General features: G+C 66.2%; 20 protein-coding genes. 12 read left to right on the forward strand and 8 right to left on the reverse strand.

The annotated features are described in order from the left end of the window. The first annotated feature begins 11 nt into the window (after window positions 1-11). Together tagF and ABE485_RS01315 are read left to right on the forward strand one after the other, a co-directional pair. Window positions 12-728, forward strand: coding sequence for a type VI secretion system-associated protein TagF (tagF, locus tag ABE485_RS01310; protein WP_346512889.1), 717 nt, complete (start codon window positions 12-14; stop codon window positions 726-728). A 26-nt stretch (window positions 729-754) separates the two neighbouring features. Beyond that, on the forward strand, window positions 755-2,167 hold the full coding sequence (locus tag ABE485_RS01315; RefSeq protein WP_346512891.1) for a hypothetical protein: 1,413 nt from the start codon (window positions 755-757) through the stop codon (window positions 2,165-2,167). Between the two features lie 33 nt (window positions 2,168-2,200). Here ABE485_RS01315 and lysA read toward each other — a convergent pair whose 3' ends face one another. Together lysA and lptM are read right to left on the reverse strand one after the other, a co-directional pair. Continuing rightward, window positions 2,201-3,493 (reverse strand): diaminopimelate decarboxylase, encoded by a 1,293-nt coding sequence (lysA, locus tag ABE485_RS01320; RefSeq protein WP_346512892.1) that lies wholly within the window; start codon window positions 3,491-3,493, stop codon window positions 2,201-2,203. Beyond that, complete coding sequence (lptM, locus tag ABE485_RS31205) at window positions 3,490-3,759, reverse strand: LPS translocon maturation chaperone LptM (protein ID WP_430795377.1); 270 nt, start codon at window positions 3,757-3,759, stop codon at window positions 3,490-3,492. Before lptM ends, lysA begins: the two co-directional genes overlap by 4 nt. Between lptM and cyaY the strand changes: the two genes are divergently transcribed. Beyond that, on the forward strand, window positions 3,710-4,039 hold the full coding sequence (gene cyaY / locus ABE485_RS01325; protein ID WP_056327082.1) for an iron donor protein CyaY: 330 nt from the start codon (window positions 3,710-3,712) through the stop codon (window positions 4,037-4,039). The two genes, lptM and cyaY, sit on opposite strands and share 50 nt — an antisense overlap. 36 nt (window positions 4,040-4,075) lie before the next feature. Here the strand turns inward: cyaY and ABE485_RS01330 are convergent, their stop codons facing one another. Beyond that, window positions 4,076-6,523: a penicillin-binding protein 1A gene (locus ABE485_RS01330; protein WP_346512894.1), complete on the reverse strand. Its 2,448-nt coding sequence runs from the start codon at window positions 6,521-6,523 to the stop codon at window positions 4,076-4,078. Window positions 6,524-6,637: 114 nt separating this feature from the next. Between ABE485_RS01330 and ABE485_RS01335 the strand changes: the two genes are divergently transcribed. Genes ABE485_RS01335 through ABE485_RS01345 form a run of 3 tightly spaced genes read left to right on the forward strand, consistent with a single transcriptional unit; the run spans window position 6,638 to window position 9,504 of the window. Further along, window positions 6,638-7,279, forward strand: coding sequence for a shikimate kinase (locus tag ABE485_RS01335; protein ID WP_346512895.1), 642 nt, complete (start codon window positions 6,638-6,640; stop codon window positions 7,277-7,279). After that, the gene (gene aroB / locus ABE485_RS01340) at window positions 7,276-8,352 is read left to right on the forward strand and encodes a 3-dehydroquinate synthase (RefSeq protein WP_346512897.1); all 1,077 of its coding nucleotides are present in this window, start codon (window positions 7,276-7,278) and stop codon (window positions 8,350-8,352) included. Before ABE485_RS01335 ends, aroB begins: the two co-directional genes overlap by 4 nt. Before the next feature lie 24 nt (window positions 8,353-8,376). Then, a complete protein-coding gene (locus ABE485_RS01345) occupies window positions 8,377-9,504 on the forward strand; it encodes a deoxyguanosinetriphosphate triphosphohydrolase (RefSeq protein ID WP_346512898.1) in 1,128 nt (375 codons plus the stop codon). A gap of 9 nt (window positions 9,505-9,513) precedes the next feature. Here ABE485_RS01345 and ABE485_RS01350 read toward each other — a convergent pair whose 3' ends face one another. Next, a complete protein-coding gene (locus ABE485_RS01350; RefSeq protein ID WP_346512899.1) occupies window positions 9,514-10,176 on the reverse strand; it encodes a glutathione S-transferase family protein in 663 nt (220 codons plus the stop codon). A gap of 29 nt (window positions 10,177-10,205) precedes the next feature. Then, the gene (gene uvrA, locus ABE485_RS01355; protein WP_346512901.1) at window positions 10,206-13,061 is read right to left on the reverse strand and encodes an excinuclease ABC subunit UvrA; all 2,856 of its coding nucleotides are present in this window, start codon (window positions 13,059-13,061) and stop codon (window positions 10,206-10,208) included. A 339-nt stretch (window positions 13,062-13,400) separates the two neighbouring features. Here uvrA and ABE485_RS01360 point away from each other — a divergent pair, with 339 nt between their 5' ends. Then, window positions 13,401-14,585, forward strand: a complete 1,185-nt coding sequence (locus ABE485_RS01360; RefSeq protein ID WP_346512903.1) for an MFS transporter — start codon at window positions 13,401-13,403, stop codon at window positions 14,583-14,585. A 294-nt stretch (window positions 14,586-14,879) separates the two neighbouring features. Further along, window positions 14,880-15,398 carry a single-stranded DNA-binding protein gene (gene ssb / locus ABE485_RS01365; RefSeq protein WP_346512904.1) on the forward strand — a complete coding sequence of 173 codons (519 nt, stop codon included), beginning with the start codon at window positions 14,880-14,882 and terminating at the stop codon, window positions 15,396-15,398. A gap of 99 nt (window positions 15,399-15,497) precedes the next feature. Here ssb and ABE485_RS01370 read toward each other — a convergent pair whose 3' ends face one another. After that, a complete protein-coding gene (locus tag ABE485_RS01370; protein ID WP_346512905.1) occupies window positions 15,498-16,424 on the reverse strand; it encodes a LysR family transcriptional regulator in 927 nt (308 codons plus the stop codon). A gap of 95 nt (window positions 16,425-16,519) precedes the next feature. Here ABE485_RS01370 and ABE485_RS01375 point away from each other — a divergent pair, with 95 nt between their 5' ends. The 4 genes from ABE485_RS01375 (at window position 16,520) to ABE485_RS01390 (ending at window position 19,404) form a co-directional block, all read left to right on the forward strand. After that, on the forward strand, window positions 16,520-17,686 hold the full coding sequence (locus ABE485_RS01375) for a mandelate racemase/muconate lactonizing enzyme family protein (RefSeq protein ID WP_346512906.1): 1,167 nt from the start codon (window positions 16,520-16,522) through the stop codon (window positions 17,684-17,686). A gap of 281 nt (window positions 17,687-17,967) precedes the next feature. After that, window positions 17,968-18,273, forward strand: a complete 306-nt coding sequence (locus tag ABE485_RS01380; RefSeq protein WP_346512907.1) for a DUF4148 domain-containing protein — start codon at window positions 17,968-17,970, stop codon at window positions 18,271-18,273. Between the two features lie 86 nt (window positions 18,274-18,359). After that, a complete protein-coding gene (locus ABE485_RS01385) occupies window positions 18,360-18,665 on the forward strand; it encodes a DUF4148 domain-containing protein (protein ID WP_346512908.1) in 306 nt (101 codons plus the stop codon). Between the two features lie 142 nt (window positions 18,666-18,807). Further along, a complete protein-coding gene (locus ABE485_RS01390; RefSeq protein WP_346512909.1) occupies window positions 18,808-19,404 on the forward strand; it encodes a TetR/AcrR family transcriptional regulator in 597 nt (198 codons plus the stop codon). Window positions 19,405-19,497: 93 nt separating this feature from the next. Here the strand turns inward: ABE485_RS01390 and ABE485_RS01395 are convergent, their stop codons facing one another. Further along, window positions 19,498-20,352: a cysteine hydrolase gene (locus tag ABE485_RS01395; RefSeq protein ID WP_346512910.1), complete on the reverse strand. Its 855-nt coding sequence runs from the start codon at window positions 20,350-20,352 to the stop codon at window positions 19,498-19,500. A 281-nt stretch (window positions 20,353-20,633) separates the two neighbouring features. Beyond that, a complete protein-coding gene (locus tag ABE485_RS01400) occupies window positions 20,634-21,251 on the reverse strand; it encodes a TetR/AcrR family transcriptional regulator (protein WP_346512911.1) in 618 nt (205 codons plus the stop codon). Between the last annotated feature and the right edge of the window lie 39 nt (window positions 21,252-21,290).

Raw genomic sequence — 21,290 nt, forward strand, 5'->3', positions numbered from 1 at the left:
GGGATATGGACATGGAGCCAGGAGTGGAGAGCGGGCAATTGGGCTGGTACGGCAAGATTCCTGCCGCCGGTGATTTCGTGCACCGTCGCCTGCCGCGCGAGTTGATCGTCTGGTGGGACCGCTGGCTGCAGTTCGGGCTGGCTGCGCTTAAACAGGCGCCGGACGTTGCCGTGGCCCGCGGTTTTGCATCGGCGCCGATCTGGAATTTCGCCATCCCGGCGGGACCCGGCGCGGGCGTGGCGCAGCTGGGCTGCATCACGCCAAGCCGCGATCGCGTGGGACGCGGCTATCCCTTGTGCGTGGTCGCGGCCTTCCCCCCCTCGCAGTATCACAGCAGCATCCTGGACGGCGCCAGCGACTACTACCGGCAGGTGGGCGCCAGCGTGCTGACTGCCGTGCGCCATGGCTGCGCACCGGAACAATTCGATCGCAGCCTGCAGCAGGTGCGCATGCCCGCCGCGGCGCCAAGCACGGCCGCGCCGCCGGGGGGCAGCGACATCATGGATATCTTGCGGTCGGGTCGGGAACAGGATTCCGCGCCGCTGGCGCGTCGCGCGCTGGGTGCCTGGCCCGATCTGCCGTTCTGCTTCAATCCGAGCTCGCACACCAGCTATTGGTGGACCAACCAGGCCGATGGCGCCGCGCTGCAGACCTATGTGCACGGGGGCGCATTGAACGCCACCTTGTTTGCCCGCCTGTTCTCGTCGCTGCCCACGTGGCGGCCATGAGTCCAGGATCAACCGGAGGACCGCGCATGAAGTCCCAATCTTCCTCAGCGCCACCGGATGCGGAGCTGGTCGACGACCGCGCCGCGCCGCGAATCGAGGACCTGTTGCGCATGCCGCCGGGCCGCAAGCGCCAGGAGGGCATCGCGTGGATCGTCGCCGGCCTGGCTTCCTGCCTGGCCGCTTTGCATGAGACCGGTGTGGTCCACGGTGGAATCCATCCCGACGCCGTGGCTTGCGGCCCGTCGGTTCAGGCCCTGCTGGCTGAGCCACCGGCTGCGCCGGCGCCTGATGCCGAAGATGCGCCGCGGCATGCCGGCTATGCCGCATTCGAGCAATACACGGACGATCCGGCTCATCCCTGCGGCCCCTGGACCGATGTGTACGGCCTTGCGGCGCTGGCGTATTTCCTGGCTACGGGCAGCGCCCCACCGAATGCGCTGGCGCGCCGCGTTCGAGACGACTGTGTGCCGTTGCATGAACGCGAGTCCGGTGCCTACGGCAAGGCGTTCTGCGATGCAATCGATCGCGGACTTGCCATGCCGGCGCATGTGCGGCCCCAGACCGTGGCGGCGTTTGCCGCGGCGATGGGGGCGTTGCCGCCATTGCGCGGCGACGAACCACGGCCGCCCGAGGCCGAGGTCACGAAGGAACCGGCCGGCGTCCTGTCGGCGGGCGAGACGATGGACGATCCCTTGGTCCCCCCTTCCGCGGGAATGGTGCCCGCGGACGATTTGATCATGGCGGGCCCGGGCAGCCAGGAGGGGGCGGCCGTCGACCCCGCCGGTTCAATCACTCCGCCGCACGCGCCGGCCGGCACGTCGACGGCGACGCGGTGGGACTCGCAAGCTCGCGCGCGGCGCATCCTGCCCGTGGCGCTGGTGATCGGGCTGCTGTTGGCGGGGGGAGGGTATATCCTGGTGCGATCGATGGCGCCGCCCGCGTCGACGCCCGAGCCGCCGCGCGCGCCGGCTCTGGCGTCCGTGCCCCCTGAACCGGGGCCGCAGGCGCCGCCTGTCGCGCAACCGCCCGTGGCGCAACCGCCTGAGGCGCAACCGCTTGCGTCGGCGGAAAACCAGCCCGCGCCCGCTGAAAGTCCGACGGCGTCGGTGGCGCCAGCGCTCCCGCCGTCGCAGGACGGCGGCATGGGCGCCAGGGCCGGGAGCGCAGCCGGTGCGCCTGAGACGGCGCCCGAGCTCGCGGACGCCGTGCCGAAGGAGCCGTCCAAGGGTGCGCCGGTGACGGTGCGCGTGGCGGTGCGTCCGTGGGGAGAGGTGCTGGTCAATGGCCGGTCGCGCGGAATAAGCCCGCCGTTGCGCGAATTGTCCCTGGCGCCTGGCCGCTACCAGGTGACGGTGCGCAACGCTACGGCGGGAGACCACCGCATGACGCTGACCGTCGCGCCGGGCCGGCCTGTCTCCATCACGCATGCGTTCGAGTGAACGGGCACGGGACCGCGCCCGGACGCGTCGGGCCTACGGCAGCATGGATTCGCCGCGCAGCTGATCGGCCAGGGTTTCGCGCTGGCGCACCACGTAGTATCTGTCGCCGTCGACCATGACTTCGGCCGGGCGGCCGCGCGAGTTGTAATTGCTGGCCATGGTCATGCCGTAGGCCCCCGCCGATTCGACGGCCAGCACGTCGCCCTGGCGAATGGCCAGCGGACGCTTCTTGGCCAGCCAGTCGGCGCTTTCGCAGACCGGGCCGACGATGTCGTAGTCGACGAGGTCGCCCGCGCGAGGATGCAGCGGCTGCACGCCGTGGAAGGCGTCGTAAAGGGCGGGGCGCAGCAGGTCGTTCATGGCCGCGTCGACGATGGCGAAGTTGCGCGCCTCGGCGTGCTTCAGGTACTGGACAGTGGTGAGCAGCACGCCGGCATTGCCGACGAGCGAACGACCCGGCTCCAGCACCAGCTGGAGATGGCTGTGGCCGCGTGCGGCGAGGCGTTCGAATACGCGGTCCAGCAAGGATCTGGGTGAAGGCGGCGTTTCATCGGCGTAACGGATGCCCAGGCCGCCGCCGAGGTCCAGGTGCGAAATCCTGATGCCAGCCTGATTCAGGTTGTCGATGAGGTCCAGCAGCTTTTCAAGCGCATCGAAATAGGGACTGATGTCCGTGAGCTGGGATCCGATGTGGCAATCCACGCCGACGATCTCCAGCCCGCGCAGCGATTGCGCCGCGCGATAGGCGTCGAGCGCGGAATCGATGGAGATGCCGAACTTGTTTTCCTTCAGGCCGGTGGAGATGTAGGGATGGGTCCGGGCATCGACGTCGGGATTCACGCGCAGCGAAACGGGGGCGCGCACGCCCATGTGCTGCGCGACGTCGGACAAACGGTGTAGCTCGTCTTCCGATTCGACGTTGAAGCATTTCACGCCCGCCGTCAGCGCGTCGCGCATTTCCCAGGCCTCTTTGCCCACGCCCGAAAAAACGATCCTGGACGGATCGGCGCCGGCTGCCAGCGCGCGCTTGAGCTCGCCGCCGGAGACGATGTCAAAGCCTGCGCCGACGCGCGCGAACTCCTTCAGGACGGCCAGGTTGGAATTGGCCTTCATGCCATAGCACACCAGCACGGGATGCTGCCCGACGGCGCTTTGGTAGGACTGCCACGCCGCTTTGAGGGCGGCGCGCGAATAGACGTAAAGCGGGGTTCCCAACCGTTCGGCCAGATGGTCAAGCGGCACGTCTTCGGCGTACAACACGTTGTTGCGGTACTGGAAGTACGGGTGGCCTGCCAGATCGGGCGGGGTCGGGAACGGGGGCGTCATGGGATGGTCGGAGCGGGAGGTATCTGCGCCGCCGGCTGGGTCTGCTGCGAGCGCGCAGGCGCTTTGCCGTCAGGGGGCGGGGGCATGTACAACGGCCCTTTGTACCCGCAGGCGGCGACCATGCCAGTCGCCAATAGCGTGGCTACAATGCGAAGAGCCATGCGGCTGAATGCCAATTGGAACACTGGAAACTCCGTAATTCTTGCAGGCTCGATTATGACCGAAACCGAATTTCTTGCGTTGATCGACCAGGTGCTGGACAGCATCGAAAGCCAGGCCGATGACTGGGCGGCTTCGCTCGACGTCGACGTTGAAACCAGCCGCAGCGGCAATGTGCTGACCATGGTCTTCGAAGACAACACGCATGTCGTGGTGAACAGCCAGGCCGCCATGCAGGAGCTGTGGGTCGCCGCGCGCAGCGGTGGTTTCCACTACCGCTACGATGGCCAGCACTGGAACGATACCCGAGGCGGTCCGCAGCTGCCGGATGCCCTGTCCCAGATCTGCTCCGCCGCGGCCGGCGTCCCCGTGACGATACGGCTGTAAACAAAAGGCCGGCCCATCGGGCCGGCCTTTTTTGCATCAGAACGGAATCTTCTGCGACCAGGGCGTGTTGGTCTGCGTGCCCACGCCAGGGGCGACCTTGATCCGGGTGTCCTCGCCCGAGCTGCTGCTCAGGCCATTGAGGAATTCTCCGAGCGTGTCGGCTTCCGGCAGGCCCAGGCGGGCCACGGCTTGTCCAGGCGGGAATTCCGAGAAATAGAATTCGCCGTTTTCCACAAGCAGGCCGTCCGGACGGGCGCGGGGCTTCTCTTCGGGCACGCCCTTGAGCACGTCCTGCATGTAGTCGACCCAGATCGGCATGGCCACGCCGCCGCCGGTTTCGCGCGAACCCAGCGACTTGGGCTGGTCGAAGCCGAGCCAGGCGGTGGCCACCAGGTTGGGCGTGTAGCCGGAGAACCAGGCGTCCACGGATTCGTTGGTGGTGCCCGTCTTGCCGGCGATGTCGTTGCGCTTGAGCAGGACGCGGGCGCGGGCCGCGGTGCCGTAGGTGGCCACGCCGCGCAGGATGTCGTCCATGACCCAGGCGGTGCGCGGATCGATGGCGCGGGCCGCGGCGTCGCCCGCAACGACCGGCTTGGACTGCATGATGACCTTGCCGCTGCTGTCGGTGACGCGGTCGATCAGGTAGGGCGTGACGCGGTAGCCGCCATTGGCAAACACCGAGAAGGCGCCCGCCAGTTGCAGCGGCGTCACGGAACCGGCGCCCAGCGCCAGCGGCAGCACGGCCGGCTGGCGGGCCTTGTCGAAGCCGAAGCGGGTCAGGTAGTCCTGCGCGTACTGCGGGCCGATGGCCTGCAGGATACGGATCGACACCATGTTCTTGGACTTGTACAGGCCCTGGCGCAGCGTCAGCATGGGTTCATACTGATTGCCGTAGTTCTTGGGGTTCCAGGCCTTGGAGCCGGTCTGCGCGGCGGTCAGCTCGAACGGCTGGTCCGAGATCTGGGTGCCCGGCGTCAGGCCGCGTTCCAGCGACGCGGCGTAGATGAAGGGCTTGATGTTCGAACCCGGCTGGCGCCATGCCTGCGTGACGCGGTTGAAGTTGCCGCGGTAGAAGTCGAAGCCGCCCACCATGGCGCGGATGGCGCCGTCCTGCGGCGACAGCGCCACGAAGGCCGCCTGCACCGAAGGCAGGTTGATGATTTCCCAGTTGTCGCCGAACTTGCGGATGTAGACCACGGAGCCGCGCTTGATGCGCTGTTCCGGCTTGGCCTTGTCGTTCAGCGCGCGGGCGACCACGCCCAGCACCTTCTTGTCGGTGACGGTGATGATCTCGCGCGAGCTGCGCGCCAGCTTCACTTCAGTCGGGCTGGCGGACAGCACCACGGCGGTCAGGAGGTCGCCGCTGTCGGAGAACTTGTCGAACACGCCATCCAGGAATTCGTCCAGGGCGGCGGGGTTGTTCTCGGTGCCCGGGGGCAGGTCGAGCTGCTCCTCGGGGCCGGGGTAGGGGGCCCGGCGCGTGTATTCCAGGACGCCTTCGCGCACGGCGCGATAAGCCGCTTCCTGGTCCTTGGACTGCACGGTGGTGTAGATGTTGATGCCGCGCGAATAGACGTTGTCCTGGTACACGTTGTACAGCAGCTGGCGCGCCAGTTCCGCCACGTACTCGCCATGGATGGAATAGCCGCCGGCCGGCGTGCCTTCCGCCGATTTCATGACGATGGGCTGCGCCATCGCCTGCTTGTACTCGGGTTCGGTCAGGTAGCCCAGCGAATGCATGCGTCCCAGCACGTAGCGCTGGCGCAGTTCGGCGCGCGGGCGGTTGGCGATCGGGTTGAAGCGCGACGGGGCCTTGGGGATGCCGGCGAGCATCGCGGCCTCGGCCGGGGTGACTTCGGACAGCGGCTTGCCGAAATACGTGCGCGAGGCGGCCGCGAAGCCGTAGGCGCGGTGGCCCAGGTAGATCTGGTTCATGTAGAGCTCGAGGATCTGGTCCTTGGTGAGCTCGGATTCGATCTTGAACGTCAGGAGCAGTTCGTAGAACTTGCGCGAGTAGGTCTTTTCCGACGACAGGTAGAAGTTGCGCGCGACCTGCATTGTGATCGTGCTGGCGCCCTGCGTCTTGGACATGCTGATCAGGTTGGTCAGGCCGGCCCGCACCACGCCCATCCAGTCGATGCCGCCGTGCTGATAGAAGCGGTCGTCTTCGGCGGCCAGGACCGCGGACTTCATGACGTCCGGGATTTCATTGAAGCGCAGCACGTTGCGGCGTTCTTCGCCGAATTCGCCGATCAGGACGCGATCCGCCGTGTAGACGCGCAGCGGCACCCGCGGCCGGTAGTCCGTCATGGCGTTCAGGTCGGGCAGGTTGGGCCAGGCCAGTGCCAGCGCCATTCCCGCGAGCAGGACGCCGCACAGGAACAGGCCTGCACAGAGGATGCCGGTTTTAACGAAGAATCGCAGTATCGGGGAGCCGCTGTGGGCGGGCTTGTCTTTCTTGGAGGAATTCTGGGGCTTGCTCATCGCGGCGATTTTACGGGTATCTCCGGTCCCGCCTCATCGCGGGGGATCGGTTTCTGTAACAAAATAGTTCAGTGTGGTGCGCGGGCAACTGGCGGCAGATGTGATAATGCCGGCATGAACTTTGCCGCTAACTCATGTCCGGAGGCAGCCCCGGACCCGGCGCCCTCCGACGAGGCGCCTGACAGCCTGCCTTGCGCCGCCGACGGCGCAGGCAAGACCGCGTCGTTGCCGCATGACCTTCCCGTATTCTTGGTCGGGATGATGGGTGCAGGCAAGACGACCATAGGGCGTAGCCTGGCGCGGGCCCTGGGGCGCGAGTTTATGGATCTGGATCATGAGCTCGAGGCGCGTTGCGGCGTGCGGGTGCCGGTAATCTTCGAAATCGAGGGCGAAGCCGGTTTTCGTCGCCGAGAGTCCGCCGCCTTGGAAGAGTGTACCCAACGGCGCAACATAATTCTTGCCACCGGCGGCGGCGCCATCCTGGCCGCCGAAAACCGGCAGCTGCTGCACGAACGCGGCATCGTGGTCTATTTGAGGGCCAGTGTGGATGAATTGTTCCGCCGAACCTGCCGCGACCGCAATCGTCCCCTGCTGGCCACCGCCGATCCGCGCGGCACCCTGCGGGACCTGATGACGCGGCGCGAGCCCCTCTACAAGGAAGTGGCCGACCTGGTGGTGGAAACGGGGTCGATGCCCATCCACACCCTGGTCAAGGCGCTGCTGCCGCAATTACAGGCTTTTGAGAAGCGCATATGAACGTTGTTGAAGTCGAAACCCCGGGCGGAAGCTATCCGATCCACATCGGCCCTGGCCGCCTGGATGCCCTGGACCAGTGCATACCGGCCGACGCCACTGCGATCGCGGTGGTGACCAACCCCACGGTGGCGGCCCTGTACGGCGAACGCGCCGAAGCCGCGCTGGCGCGCACCGGCAAGCGCGTGCTGCGTATCGAGCTGCCCGACGGTGAAATCTACAAGGACTGGCAGTCGCTCAACCTGATCTTCGACGCCCTGCTGAGCCATCGCCTGGACCGCCGCTGCGTCCTGGTGGCCCTGGGCGGCGGCGTCATCGGCGACATGACCGGTTTTGCGGCTGCCGTGTACATGCGCGGCGTGCGCTTCCTGCAAGTGCCCACGACCCTGCTGGCGCAGGTGGATTCGTCGGTGGGCGGCAAGACGGCCGTCAACCATCCGCTGGGCAAGAACATGATCGGCGCCTTCTACCAGCCGATTGCGGTCGAGATCGATACCGACGTGCTCGGCACCTTGCCCGCGCGCGAAGTATCCGCCGGCCTGGCCGAAGTGATCAAGTATGGCCTGATCCTGGATCCCGCGTTCTGGAGCTGGTGCGAAGACAACGCGCAACAGCTGCGCGCCCTGGATCGCGACGCCATTTCCCATGCGATCCGCCGTTCCTGCGAATTGAAGGCGCAGGTGGTGGGCAAGGACGAACGCGAATCCGGCCTGCGCGCCATCCTGAACCTGGGCCACACGTTCGGCCATGCCATCGAATCCGGCCTGGGCTACGGCGCCTGGCTGCACGGCGAGGCGGTCGGATGCGGCATGGTCCAGGCGGCCGAGCTATCCGCCGACGTGGCGGGCTTCGAGCGCGCGGACGTGGAGCGCGTGCGCGCGCTGGTGCAGGCCATCGGGTGTCCGGTGGTGGCGCCCGACCTGGGCGCGGACCGCTGGCTGGACCTGATGCAGGTGGACAAGAAGACGGAAGGGGGCTCGATCCGCTACGTGCTCATGACACGCATCGGCGAGGCCGTCACCCGGCCGGCGCCGGACGATGCCGTGCGCGCGGTCCTGGCCCGCACCACTCAGTAAACAAAGGGAAAGACGGTGTCGCAGATGAATGAATTGGCTTCCTATGCATCCGACCCGTCCAGATCGCGCGGCCGGGCCCATGCCGAGCCGCCGCCCGAGAACCGCACCGAGTTCCAGCGCGATCGCGATCGCATTGTCCATTCCGGCGCTTTCCGGCGCCTGGAATACAAGACCCAGGTCTTCGTGAACCACGAAGGCGACCTGTTCCGCACCCGCCTGACGCACAGCCTGGAAGTGGCGCAGATCGCCCGCACGCTGGCGCGCAGCCTGCGGCTTTCGGAAGACCTGACCGAGGCCATTTCGCTGGCGCATGACCTGGGCCACACGCCGTTCGGTCATGCCGGACAGGACGAGCTCAACGCCTGCATGCGCGAGCTGGCGCCGGAGGCGGGCGGCTTCGAGCACAACCTGCAAAGCCTGCGGGTGGTGGACGAACTCGAGGAACGCTACGCGGACTTCAATGGCCTGAACCTGTGCTTCGAAACCCGCGAAGGCATCCTGAAGCACTGTTCCGTCGCGCACGCGCGTCTGCTGGGGGATGTCGGCGAGCGTTTCCTGAGCCGCACGCAGCCCTCGCTGGAGGCCCAACTGGCCAACCTGGCCGACGAAATCGCCTACAACAACCACGACGTCGACGACGGCCTGCGGTCAGGGCTGATCACGCTGGAGCAGTTGAAAGAGGTGGCGATCTTCGAGCGCCACCATGGCGACGTGATGGATCGCTATCCGGGCCTGGCGCCCCGCCGCGCGGTGGCCGAAACCATCCGCCGCATGATCAATACGCTGATCGTCGACCTGACGCGCACGTCGCTGGCGCGCATCCGCGATGCGGCGCCGGCCAGTGCGGACGACGTGCGGCGGTCGCCGCCGCTGGCAGGATTTTCCGACGAGATCCGGCGCGAGGCGGACACGCTGAAGAAATTCCTGTTCGATAACCTTTACCGGCACTACCGCGTGCTGCGCATGACCAGCAAGGCCCGGCGCATCGTGCGCGAGCTGTTCGCGGCCTTCCTGGATGATCCTCGGCTGCTGCCGCCCGATTACCGCCGCGCCACCTTCAACGACCAGGCCCGCGCCATCGCCGACTACATTGCCGGCATGACCGACCGCTACGCCATCCGCGAACACAAGCGCCTGTTCGACATGGCGTAGCTGACGCCGTCAGCGATGTGTGCGGTAGGGTTCGTCCGCGGCCACGAACGTGGCTTCCGCGCGCGCATCCCGCATCCATTCCTGCATGGCCGGCAGCGCCAGCACCGCGTCCATGTAGTCGCGCACCGGGCCCGCCGCCGCGACGCCGTACGTGACAAAGCGCGAGACCACTGGCGCGAAGAAGGCATCGGCGACCGAGAACTTGCCAAACAGGAAGGGGCCTCCCTGGCCGAATTCCGCGCGCGTGTCGTGCCAGATGGCCTGCATGCGCGAGATATCCTGCTGCGCGGCTTCGGGGAATTCGATGCCGGGCAGGTCGGCCTCGATGTTCATGGGCATGGCCTGGCGCAGCGCGGGAAAGCCGCTGTGCATCTGCGCGGCCAGCGAGCGGGCCCGCGCGCGCGCTTTGGCGTCCTGCGGCCACAAGCCGGCGTCGGGATGGCGTTCGGCGGCGTATTCGCAGATGGCCAGCGAATCCCACACGGCGAAGTCGCCGTCCAGCAGGACGGGCACCAGGCCGGCGGGCGATACCGCGCCCAGCCGCTTGGCAAATTCCTCGGTGAACAGGCCGACCTTCTGTTCCGTGAAGGGAACGCCCGCGGCGCGCAGGGCGATCCACGGCCGCATGGACCACGAGGAGTAGTTCTTGTTGCCGATGATCAAGGTGTACATGCCGTTTCCTGCGGATTGAAGATTGGTGTTCAGGCGTCCGGCGTGCGGCGCAGGAGCTTGCCCAGGTACTGGCCGGTGTGGCTGGCCTCGGTTGCCGCGACGGCTTCCGGCGTGCCTTGCGCCACGACGCGTCCGCCGCCGTCGCCGCCTTCCGGACCCATGTCGACCAGCCAGTCGGCCGTCTTGATGACGTCCAGGTTGTGTTCGATGATGAGCACGGTGTTGCCGGCGTCGACAAGCTGGTTGAGGACCTGCAGCAGCAGTTCGATGTCGCGGAAATGCAGGCCGGTGGTGGGCTCGTCCAGGATGTAAAGCGTGCGGCCGGTGCTGCGGCGCGACAGCTCCTGCGACAGCTTCACGCGCTGCGCCTCGCCGCCCGACAGCGTGGTCGCGCTCTGGCCCAGGCGGATGTACGACAGGCCCACGTCGATCAGCGTGTGCAGCTTGCGCGCAATCGCCGGCACCGAGTCGAAGTATTCGAGCGCCTGTTCCACCGTCAGGTCCAGCACTTCGCTGATGTTGCGGCCGCGGTAGCGGATCTCAAGTGTTTCGCGGTTGTAGCGCTTGCCGTGGCAGACATCGCACGGCACGTACATGTCGGGCAGGAAGTGCATCTCTACCTTGACCACGCCATCGCCCTGGCAGGCTTCGCAGCGGCCGCCCTTGACGTTGAAGCTGAAGCGGCCGGGATCGTAGCCGCGCGTGCGCGCCTCCGGCACGCCCGCGAAGAGCTCGCGGATGGGCGTGAACAGGCCGGTGTAGGTGGCCGGGTTGCTGCGCGGCGTGCGTCCGATGGGACTCTGGTCCACGCTGATGATCTTGTCGAAGTTCTCCAGCCCCTGCATCGACACGTAGGGGGCGGGTTCGCTTTGCGCGTGGTGCAGCTGGCGCGAGACCGCGACCGCCAGCGTGTCGTTGATGAGCGTGGACTTGCCCGATCCGGACACGCCGGTCACGCAGATCAGGCGGCCCGCGGGCAGGCGCAGGTCCACGTCCTTCAGGTTGTTGCCGCTGGCGCCGGTGAGGGTCAGCCAGGGCAGTTCGTCGTTGACGGGGCGGCGCGCGGGAATGGCGATGGCGCGGGCGCCGCTCAGGTATTGGCCGGTCAGCGAGTTGGGATCGCGCTGCACGGTTTCGGGGTCACCCTGCGCGACGACCTCGCCGCCGTGTTCGCCCGCGCCGGGGCCCATGTCCACGACCCAGTCGGCCATGCGGATCATGTCTTCGTCGTGCTCGACGACGATGACGCTGTTGCCGAGGTCGCGCAGGTGCTGCAGGGTGCCGATCAGGCGGTCGTTGTCGCGCTGGTGCAGGCCGATGGAGGGTTCGTCCAGCACGTACATCACGCCGGTCAGGCCGGAGCCGATCTGGCTGGCCAGGCGGATGCGCTGGGCCTCGCCGCCGGAGATTGTGTCGGCGCTGCGGTCCAGCGACAGATAGTTCAGCCCGACGTTGTTCAGGAAGCTCAGGCGCGCTTCGATTTCGCGCACGATGCGCTGCGCGATCTCCTGCTTGGCGCCCGTCAGGTTCAGGTTGCGGAACCAGTCCAGGCAGCTCGACAGCGGCATGGCCTCGACTTCGTAGATGGCCTGGCCGTGGCGTTCGCCGCCGCGGTGGTCGTGGCCGATCAGCACGTTGCGGGCTTCGGGCCGCAGGCGCGAGCCGGCGCAGTCCGGGCAGGTCTTGATGTTGCGGTACTTGCCCAGTTCTTCGCGCACGGTTGCCGAATCCGTCTCGCGCCAGCGGCGCTCCAGGTTCGGGATGACGCCTTCAAAGGTGTGGCGCTTGACCGTACTGCGGCCCTTTTCGTTCAGGTAGAGGAACGAGATCTCTTCTTCGCCGGATCCGTACAGCACCTTGTCGCGCAGCGCTTCCGGCAGGTCTTCGAACGGCGCCTCGATGTCGAATTCATAGTGGGCGGCCAGGCTCGTCAGCAGCGAGTGCGTGAAGGCGTTGCGGCGGTCCCATCCGCGGATGGCGCCTGCCGCCAGGCTGAGTTCCGGAAAGGCGACGACCCGCTTGGGATCGAAGAAACCGACCTGGCCGATGCCGTCGCAACTGGGGCATGCGCCCATCGGGTTGTTGAAACTGAAGAGGCGCGGTTCCAGTTCGGGCAGGCTGTGGCTGCACACCGGGCAGGCATAGCGGCTGGAGAAGACCTGCTCGCGCTCGCTGTCCATGTCCAGCGCCAGCGCGCGGCCTTCGGCCAGCTGCAGCGCGGTCTCGAAGCTCTCGGCCAGACGCTGCTTGCTTTCGGGCTTGATGCGCAGCCGGTCGATGACGACATCGATGTCGTGCTTCTCGGTTTTCTTGAGCGGCGCCATGCCGTCGATTTCCACCAACTGGCCATCGACGCGCAGGCGCACATAGCCCTGCGCCTGCAGGCTGGCGCATTCGTCCTCGAAGCTGCCTTTCTTGCCGCGCGCGATGGGGGCCAGCACCGCCAGCCGGGTTTCCGGGGTCCAGCCGAGCACGGCGTCCACCATCTGGCTGACGCTCTGGGCCTGCAGCGGCAGGCCGTGGTCGGGGCAATAGGGTGTGCCCACCCGCGCGTAGAGCAGGCGCAGGTAATCGTGGATTTCGGTGATGGTGCCGACGGTGGAGCGCGGATTGTGCCCCGCGGCCTTCTGCTCGATCGAGATGGCCGGAGACAGGCCCTCGATGAGGTCCACGTCCGGCTTGTCCATCAGTTGCAGGAACTGGCGGGCATACGCGGAAAGGCTTTCCACATAGCGCCGTTGGCCTTCCGCGTATAGCGTGTCGAACGCCAGCGAGGACTTGCCCGACCCGGACAAGCCCGTGACGACCACCAGCTTGTGGCGCGGCAGGTCCAGCGAGACGTTCTTGAGATTGTGGGTGCGTGCACCCCGGATGCGTATGGTCACGTCTGTAGTCACAGTTCCTGTAGTCACGTCCCGTCGTCACGTCCGGCCCTTGCGCCCGGTGGTCGCTTCCCGCAGCAGCAGCTCGCGGTAGTTCCCGGCAGCTACTCCCGGCAGCTACCCCCGGCAGTTGCGTCCAGCCGTCGGGATGAACTCGCGCCGATGGCGCCTTTAAGCGGGTTCAAAGGCCAACTTGGTACTATAGCGCGCCGAATCCTCTCGCGTTCAGGGTCCTCCATCTGGTTGGACAGGCCGGGTGCCGGCGCCGCACCGCAAGAATCAGACCGTGAGCGTATGACATGCAAGCATGCGCGCCGCCCTTGTCATTGTTGAAATTTCCGCATGCCGGCAGATAAAAAACTGAAATTGACCCCTTCCGAGCGCCGCGCCAGCGTGGCCCTGGCCGGCCTGTTCGCCGCGCGGATGCTGGGGCTGTTCCTGTTGCTGCCGGTGTTCGCCGTTGCCGCAAGCGGCATGCCGGGCGGGGACGACCCGGCGCGCGTGGGGCTGGCGCTGGGCATGTACGGGCTGACCCAGGCCTTCATGCAGATTCCCTTCGGCCTGGCCTCCGACCGCTGGGGCCGCCGTCCGGTCGTGCTTTTTGGGCTGTTGCTGTTCGTGGCGGGCAGCGTCGTCTGTGCGCAGGCCACGGATGTCTACTGGATCACGATAGGCCGCGCCATCCAGGGCGCCGGCGCCATTTCTGCCGCCGTCACCGCCTGGCTGGCCGATGCCACCCGCGACGAGGTGCGCACGCGCGCCATGGCCATGGTGGGCGGGTCGATCGGCCTGTCGTTTGCCGTGTCCCTGGTGCTGTCGCCCGTGCTGGTGGGCTGGTGGGGGCTGTCCGGCCTGTTCTGGACCATTGCCTGCCTGGGCGTCGTCTGTCTGGCCGTCGCGCGCTGGGTGGTGCCCGTGGTGCCGCGCACCCAGGCCCGCACGATGCAGGCCGCCAGGCCCCGCGAGGTCCTGACCCACCGCGACCTGCTGCGCCTGAACTTCGGCGTTTTCGTGCTGCATCTGATCCAGGTGTCGCTGTTTGTGGTGGTGCCGGCGCTGCTGGCGAAGGTGGGCGGCCTGGATGCGCGCGACCTCTGGAAGGTCTATCTGCCGGTCATCCTGGTTTCGTTCGTGCTGATGGTGCCCGTGGTGTTCGTGGCGGAAAAGCGCCGGGCGCATCGCGGCGCCCTGCGCGCCAGTGTCGCGGGCCTGGTGCTGGTCTGTGCGCTGCTGCCGGCGGCCAGCCATGGCTTCTACACGCTGGCCGCCGCGCTGACCGGATTTTTCATCGCCTTCAATGTGCTGGAGGCCCTGCAGCCCTCGCTGGTGTCCCGCGTGGCGCCGCAGGCCTACAAGGGGCTGGCGCTGGGCTTCTACAACACGGCGCAGGCCGCGGGCCTGTTCGCGGGCGGCGCCTTGGGGGGCTGGCTGGCGTCGCACTCGGGTTCCAGCGCGGTGTTTATCGCCGCGGCCATCCTGTCGGCGATCTGGCTGGCGGTCACCTGGGCGCTGCGGCCGCTGGTCTGACCCTGCGGGCTTTCCCGGGGCTCTGGAAAGTCGCCGATCAAGGCGCCAACAGCGTTCAACAGCGGTGAATTCGTTTCCGGGGCGGGATCGATTTGTCACTTTTCCCGTTTGGCGCGGCGCGCGCTTTCGTCGATAATACGCATCAACACGCGCTTCACCCAGCATCGCCGGTCCTCGCTTTGATGACCGGCGTGTTTCATGAAGCCGGTCTTCAACATCGCTTTTTTTATGTTGTTGCCGGCGCGCTCGCGGCAACGCAAAGGCGCAGACTGTCAACAACAGAGGGACATCGGCATGGCATCGGTTAACAAAGTCATACTCGTGGGCAATCTGGGTCGCGACCCGGAAGTCCGCTACAGCCCCGAAGGGGCGGCAATCTGCAATATGTCCATTGCCACCACCTCGACCTGGAAGGACAAGGCCAGCGGCGAGAAGCGCGAAGAAACGGAATGGCATCGCGTCGTCATGTACAACCGCTTGGCTGAAATCGCCGGCGAGTACCTGAAGAAGGGCCGTTCGGTCTACATCGAAGGCCGCCTGAAGACGCGCAAGTGGCAAGACAAGGACACCGGCGCCGACCGCTACAGCACCGAAGTCGTCGCTGACCAGATGCAGATGCTGGGCGGCCGCGACGACACCGGCGGAGGCGCCAGCTACGGTGGCGGCGGCTACGAGGACGCGCCTTCGCGTCCGCAGCAACAGCAGCGCGCGCCGGCGCAACGCCCGGCGCCCCAACAGCGTCCGGCTCCCGCCGCGGCTCCGGCCAGCAGCGGCGCCAACCTGGCTGACATGGACGACGACATTCCGTTCTGAGCCTCGCGCCAGCGGCGTTTTGCCCGTCAAACCCCGGCTTTCCTCAGGAACGCCGGGGTTTTGTTTTGTGGCCCTGAGCTGTCAGGACCGGGCTGCCGATCAGCCCGGCCGGCCCGGCGCCCCAGCGGGGGCGGTCGGGCGGAAAGCCTCGACCAGGAAATCGATGAATGCGCGCGTCCTGGCCGTCTGGTTGCGGCGCTGCGGGTAGTAGACGAACAGGTCGGCCGACGGCAGCGTGAAGTCAGGCAGCACCACCCGCAGCCTTCCGCTTTCGAGATACTTGGCCAGGTCCCATTCGGATCGGACCAGGATTCCGTGGCCGTCCAGCGCCCATCCCAGCACGATGTCGCCGTCGTTGCTGGACAGGCCGCCTTGCACCTTCACGACCTCGGCGCGGCCGGCGCGCGTGAATCGCCAGACGCCGTGCGCCTCGTCGTTCTGCCGGTGCAGGATGCAGCGGTGGTGCGCCAGGTCGGCCAGCGTGGACGGTGTGCCGAAGGCCTTCAGGTACAGGGGGGAGGCGCACAGGAAGCGACGGTTGGTCATGACGCGCCGGGCTGCCAGGCGCTTGTCCGGGAGCTCCCCGAAACGGATGGCCAGGTCGAATCCGGCGTCCACCAGGTCCACCGGCCGGTCCGTGACCTCTAGTTCGATTTCGACCTGGGGGTAGCGCTTCGAGAATTCCGAGACCAGTGGCGCGATGGTGGTGCGGCCGAATCCCAGCGTGGCATTGACCCGGATGAGGCCGCGCGGCTCGGCGCTGCTGCTCGACACGACGTCTTCCATTTCGCGCAGGTCGGCGAGGATGCGTGTTGCATAGGCCAGGTAGGTTTCGCCTTCGTTGGTGAGGCTGATGCTGCGGGTGCTGCGGTTGACCAGCCGCACGCCCAGGCGGCTCTCCATGAGCGCCAGGCGCTTGGTGGCGGCGGGGGGCGTCAGGTCGAGCTGCCGGGCGGCGGCCGAGAGGCTGCCCAGCCGGGCGACCAGCACGAAGAAATGCAGCTCAGAGGCCAGGTCGGCTTTCACTGAAAGTAAATAATCAAATGAACATGAGTGAATTCTAGGCCAGCTTTACGCCACTAACCTACCGGTTCCCATCGCCGCTTGACCGGAGACAAGCCATGAGAATCGTCGACATCCGCGAACAGACGCTGCCTATCAGTTCGCCCATCCGCAACGCCTATATCGACTTCAGCAAAATGACGCTGAGCCTGGTCGCCGTGATCACGGACGTGATCCGGGACGGCAAGCCCGTGGTCGGCTATGGCTTCAATTCCAATGGCCGCTATGGTCAAGGCAAGCTCATGCGCGAGCGGTTCATTCCGCGGATCCTGGAAGCCGAGCCTGATTCGCTGGTCGACGCAGCAGGGCGCAACCTGGACCCCCACAAGGTCTGGGACGCCATGTTCAAGAACGAAAAGCCGGGCGGCCATGGAGAGCGCTCGGTGGCGATCGGCACGATCGACATGGCCGTGTGGGATGCCGTGGCCAAGATCGAGGGCAAGCCGCTGTTCCAGCTGCTGGCCGATCGCTACGGCAATGGCCAGGCGGATCGCCGAGTATTCGTCTACGCAGCCGGCGGCTACTACTACCCCGGCCAGGACCACGACAAGCTCAAGGACGAAATGCGCAGCTATATCGACCGAGGGTATACGGTCGTGAAGAAGAAGATCGGCGGCGGGTCGCTGGACGAAGACCTGCGGCGCATCGATTCGATCCTGAGCGTGCTGCAGGACGGCCAGAAGCTCGCCGTCGATGCGAATGGCCGTTTCGATCTGGACACGGCCATCGCTTATGCCAAGGCGCTCTCCCAGTACGACCTGTTCTGGTATGAGGAACCCGGCGATCCGCTGGACTTCGAGCTGCAGGCGACGCTGCGCAACTACTACGACAAACCCATGGCCACCGGCGAGAACCTGTTTTCGATGCAGGACGCGCGCAATCTGATCCGGTACGGGGGCATGCGTCCGGACCGGGACTATCTGCAGTTCGATTGCGCGCTCAGCTATGGCCTGGTGGAGTACCTGCGCACCCTGGCCATGCTCAGGCAGCACGGCTGGTCCGCCAGCCGGTGCATTCCCCACGGTGGGCACCAAATGTCCCTGAACATCGCGGCGGGCCTGGGCCTCGGGGGCAACGAGAGCTATCCGGACCTGTTCCAGCCGTTCGGCGGGTTTCCGGACGGGGTAAAGGTAGAGGCGGGGTATCTCACGATGCCGGATTTGCCGGGCATCGGCTTCGAGGGGAAGGCGGATCTCTACGCCGTCATGCGGGCGCTGTCTGCCTGATACGACCCGTGAGCGATGGGCCTGCTGCCGAATGGGGCAGGTCCATGGCAGATGCCGGGCCCGTTGTCGCCACGCGTCATGAAATATATTGTTTCACATTACCTGCTTGCGCTGTCTATCTAGTAGTAGGTAAGATTCATCCATCGACGCAGCGCACCCAACCAAACCGCCGGCGCCGAAACCAGAAATACAGTAGGTCCGCTTTTTATTTCCCTAGTTATCTACCTATAAGTAGATAGTTTAACTGAACTGCAAACGCAACTTCCCTCTGGAGATCAACCATGAAGACCCTCGTATCCGCCCTGATCCTGTCCGCCTCCTTCATCGGCGCCGCCCAAGCCGGCGAACTGGACTATCCGCCCGCCCTGAACACGCAAAGCACGGTGACCCGCGCCCAAGTGCAGCAAGAATTGGCCGCTGCCCGCGCCAACGGTGAACTGGTGTCTGGCGAAGAAGGCTACGCCGCTGCCCCGCTTGCCCACGCCGGCGACAAGACCCGCGCCCAGGTCCAGAAAGAGCTGGCCGCCGCGCGCACCCAAGGCCTGACCGACAGCGGCGAACTGGACTACCCGCCCGTTCAAGGCTGAGTTTTTTTGACCTCTTATCTATCTATATATAGATAGCTTTGTGACCCAAACCTGACGCAGTACCCGATCCTTATTGGAGATCAACCATGAAGACCCTCGTATCCGCCCTGATCCTGTCCGCTTCCTTCATTGGCGCCGCCCAAGCCGGTGAGCTGGACTATCCGCCTCCCCTGAACACGCAAAGCACCGTGACCCGCGCCCAAGTGCAGCAAGAATTGGCCGCCGCCCGCGCCAACGGTGAACTGGAGTACGGCGAAGAAGGCTATGCCGCCACCGCGTTTGCCCATGCCGGCGACAAGACCCGCGCGCAAGTGCAGCAAGAACTGGCCGCGGCCCGCACGCAAGGCCTGACCGACAGCGGCGAGCTGGACTACCCGCCTGTGCAAGGCTAAGCAGATGGCAGTCGATGCGGACTCCGGGGGGCGGGATCTTTCCCGGCCGGGGTTCGCAGACGGTCCGGGCAGCGCCGGAGGGATATCCTTCTAAGGGCAGCTCCCGATGACTAACCGACCTATTAGTAGGTAATATTCAGCCATGGACACCCCGACTTCCAACACCACTCGCGAACTGCTTCTGGCCCACGCCGAGAAGCTGATCCGCACGCGCGGATGCAATGGCTTCAGCTATCGCGACCTGGCTGAACACGTGGGCGTCAAAACGTCCAGCATCCACTATTACTTTCCCGGCAAGGACGACCTGCTGTATGAAGCGGTCGAAGCCTACAGCACGCGCGCGCTGGGCGCGGTGCGCGCCATCGATACCGCGCAGCCCGCTCAGGCGCAGCTCGAGCAATATCTGTCGATGATGGAATCGCGCGCCTGCGGCGCCGGCGAGCTCTGTCTGGGCGGCATGCTGGCTGCCGACATCATGAGCCTGTCCGACCGCGTGCGCGGCGCATTGCAGGGATTCTTTCGCGCCCACGAAGCCTGGCTGGCGCGCGTTCTGGCCGAAGGCGCCGAACAAGGCACGCTGAAGTTCTCCGGCACTCCCGAGGCCGCGGGTCGGGCGGTGTTCGCCACCGTGCAGGGCTGTTTACTGGTGTCGCGGCTTTTCCAGCAGCCCCCCGCGCTTTGCGAGGCGATCAGCACGCTCTACGTCGCGTGCGAAGGCAAGGCCGGAACACCCGCCTGACGAATCCAGCCGCCGACATCGCCCATCACAACACGGCCGCCTTGCCCACGCAGGCGGCCGTTGTCATTGGAAGCGACGAATGCGAGAGGGCGCTCAGGACAGCGCGCGCGCCATGTCCGTGCTGGTGCGTTCCTGCACGCCCAGGTCACGCATCCGCTGCAGGAAGGCGGCCTGCGCGGCGGCAAAGCCGGCGACCGGGCTCATGCAGTCGGTCAGCAGCACGATGCGCGACAGATTGCCGCCCGGCAGATGCTCGGCCAGGTGCTCGACGGTGGCCTTGACGCAGTGGCTGCCGGCTTCGCCCGCGATCAGGATGAGCTCGGCGCGGTCCAGCGAATCCAGCAGCCCGCGGTTGAGCTGGCTGCGCGGGTCGTCGGCGTCGGGCACTTCGGCCATCAGCGCGCTGTAGTGCTCGGTCCAGGGATTGGCGCCCTTTGGCACTTTGCGGACGATGAACTGGCGGTCTTCTTCCCAGCGCCCATACGCGGCCCGCACATCCGGATGCACGTTGTGGCCCCAGGTGCCGATTTCGCAATGCACGGGCCACGCCATCAAGGTGTAGCGGCCGCGGGCCTCGAGTTCGTCCAGGTAGGTCAGCGTGCGCGGCACGTCGTCGTCGTGGCGCGGGACGAATTCACCCGCGCGCAACTGCGCCGCCGTGATGGGCGTGAACGGCGCCACGGGTTCGCCGTTGCCCGCGCGCCAGAACGTGGGGTGTGCAATGTCCAGCCGATGGTGCGAATCCAGCGTCACCGTGATGGAGGTGAGGGCGTGGGCGGTCGTGTCGATGAAGCGCGCCAGCCGCAGCATGTCGGCATGCGCCCCGGCGACGGGAAGCGCCGGCTGGACGGCGAGCCCGGTCAGCGGATCCTTGGGCAGGTAGGACTCGGGCAGATCGCAGAAGTCGTTCTGCGGGTCGACGATCAGCAGATGAATGGAACGCGGCATGGGGCGACGGGGAGGGTGGAACTCGGAATATAGATCGGGATACGGCCGTTCACCAGATCAGGTGGCGCGTTGATTAACGGTGATCTGGTCCTAAAACAACACGAGATGTTCCGCGCGGTCGGGCAGTTGGCGCAGCAGCGCCCGCCAGTGGCGCCAGACGATGGCCGATGCGCCGATGGCGCCTACGGGAATAAGAATCCACATGGCATGCTCCTGTCAATATTCGCACGACCGTGCGAAATTAGAAGAAAGAAAAGCCGGCTCTGCCGGCGAAGGTTGGGCTACTCGATGTACTTGAAACTGCGGTACGTGGAAATCAGGCGTTCATAAGCTGCCTTGACCCGCTCGTGCGCCTTGGGATCGCGCAGGAAGCGGGCGTCATGCATCAGGCCGACCATCAGGCTGTAGACCTCGAACACCAATTGCTCGGGGTCCGTGTCCGGGCGCAGGTGGCCGGCTTCCAGGGCCTGGACCACCGTACGGACCATGGAGGCTCGCCAGCGTCTCAGGTTGTGTTCCAGCACGGCGCGCAACGGGGATTCGACATCGTCATACTCGAACGCGCCGGCCACGTAGATGCAGCCGGTCAACGTCTCGACGTTGCTGGCGCGTTCGATCCACAGCGACACCAGGGCGTTCAGGCGCGGCAGGCCGCGCGGATACGCCATGGCGGGCGTGAACACAGCGTCGATGAAGCGCCGATCGTATTCGTCCAGCACGGCCTGCTGCAGGGCTTCCAGCGAGCCCACGCGCGAGAAAACGCCGCTCTTGCTGATGCCCAGCCGCTTGGCGACCTGACCCAGCGAGAGGCTTTCCATGCCTTGCGCCGCGGCCATGTCCAGGGCCGTGTCCACGATGGCGGCGAAGGTCAGTTCGCTCTTCTCGGTTTTCGCTGTCATGTCGGCAATTTAGCACGGTCGTGCGAAATAAGGGCAATT

It is taken from the genome of Achromobacter spanius (genome assembly GCF_039673305.1).
GTDB lineage: Bacteria > Pseudomonadota > Gammaproteobacteria > Burkholderiales > Burkholderiaceae_B > Achromobacter > Achromobacter spanius_F.

Coding starts and splice junctions, on each gene's coding strand:
- tagF (WP_346512889.1), top strand. CDS start 12: ATGGAGCCAGGAGTGGAGAGCGGGCAATTGGGCTGGTACGGCAAGATT.
- ABE485_RS01315 (WP_346512891.1), top strand. CDS start 755: ATGAAGTCCCAATCTTCCTCAGCGCCACCGGATGCGGAGCTGGTCGAC.
- lysA (WP_346512892.1), bottom strand. CDS start 3,493: ATGACGCCCCCGTTCCCGACCCCGCCCGATCTGGCAGGCCACCCGTAC.
- cyaY (WP_056327082.1), top strand. CDS start 3,710: ATGACCGAAACCGAATTTCTTGCGTTGATCGACCAGGTGCTGGACAGC.
- lptM (WP_430795377.1), bottom strand. CDS start 3,759: ATGCTGTCCAGCACCTGGTCGATCAACGCAAGAAATTCGGTTTCGGTC.
- ABE485_RS01330 (WP_346512894.1), bottom strand. CDS start 6,523: ATGAGCAAGCCCCAGAATTCCTCCAAGAAAGACAAGCCCGCCCACAGC.
- ABE485_RS01335 (WP_346512895.1), top strand. CDS start 6,638: ATGAACTTTGCCGCTAACTCATGTCCGGAGGCAGCCCCGGACCCGGCG.
- aroB (WP_346512897.1), top strand. CDS start 7,276: ATGAACGTTGTTGAAGTCGAAACCCCGGGCGGAAGCTATCCGATCCAC.
- ABE485_RS01345 (WP_346512898.1), top strand. CDS start 8,377: ATGAATGAATTGGCTTCCTATGCATCCGACCCGTCCAGATCGCGCGGC.
- ABE485_RS01350 (WP_346512899.1), bottom strand. CDS start 10,176: ATGTACACCTTGATCATCGGCAACAAGAACTACTCCTCGTGGTCCATG.
- ABE485_RS01360 (WP_346512903.1), top strand. CDS start 13,401: ATGCCGGCAGATAAAAAACTGAAATTGACCCCTTCCGAGCGCCGCGCC.
- ssb (WP_346512904.1), top strand. CDS start 14,880: ATGGCATCGGTTAACAAAGTCATACTCGTGGGCAATCTGGGTCGCGAC.
- ABE485_RS01375 (WP_346512906.1), top strand. CDS start 16,520: ATGAGAATCGTCGACATCCGCGAACAGACGCTGCCTATCAGTTCGCCC.
- ABE485_RS01380 (WP_346512907.1), top strand. CDS start 17,968: ATGAAGACCCTCGTATCCGCCCTGATCCTGTCCGCCTCCTTCATCGGC.
- ABE485_RS01385 (WP_346512908.1), top strand. CDS start 18,360: ATGAAGACCCTCGTATCCGCCCTGATCCTGTCCGCTTCCTTCATTGGC.
- ABE485_RS01390 (WP_346512909.1), top strand. CDS start 18,808: ATGGACACCCCGACTTCCAACACCACTCGCGAACTGCTTCTGGCCCAC.
- ABE485_RS01395 (WP_346512910.1), bottom strand. CDS start 20,352: ATGCCGCGTTCCATTCATCTGCTGATCGTCGACCCGCAGAACGACTTC.
- ABE485_RS01400 (WP_346512911.1), bottom strand. CDS start 21,251: ATGACAGCGAAAACCGAGAAGAGCGAACTGACCTTCGCCGCCATCGTG.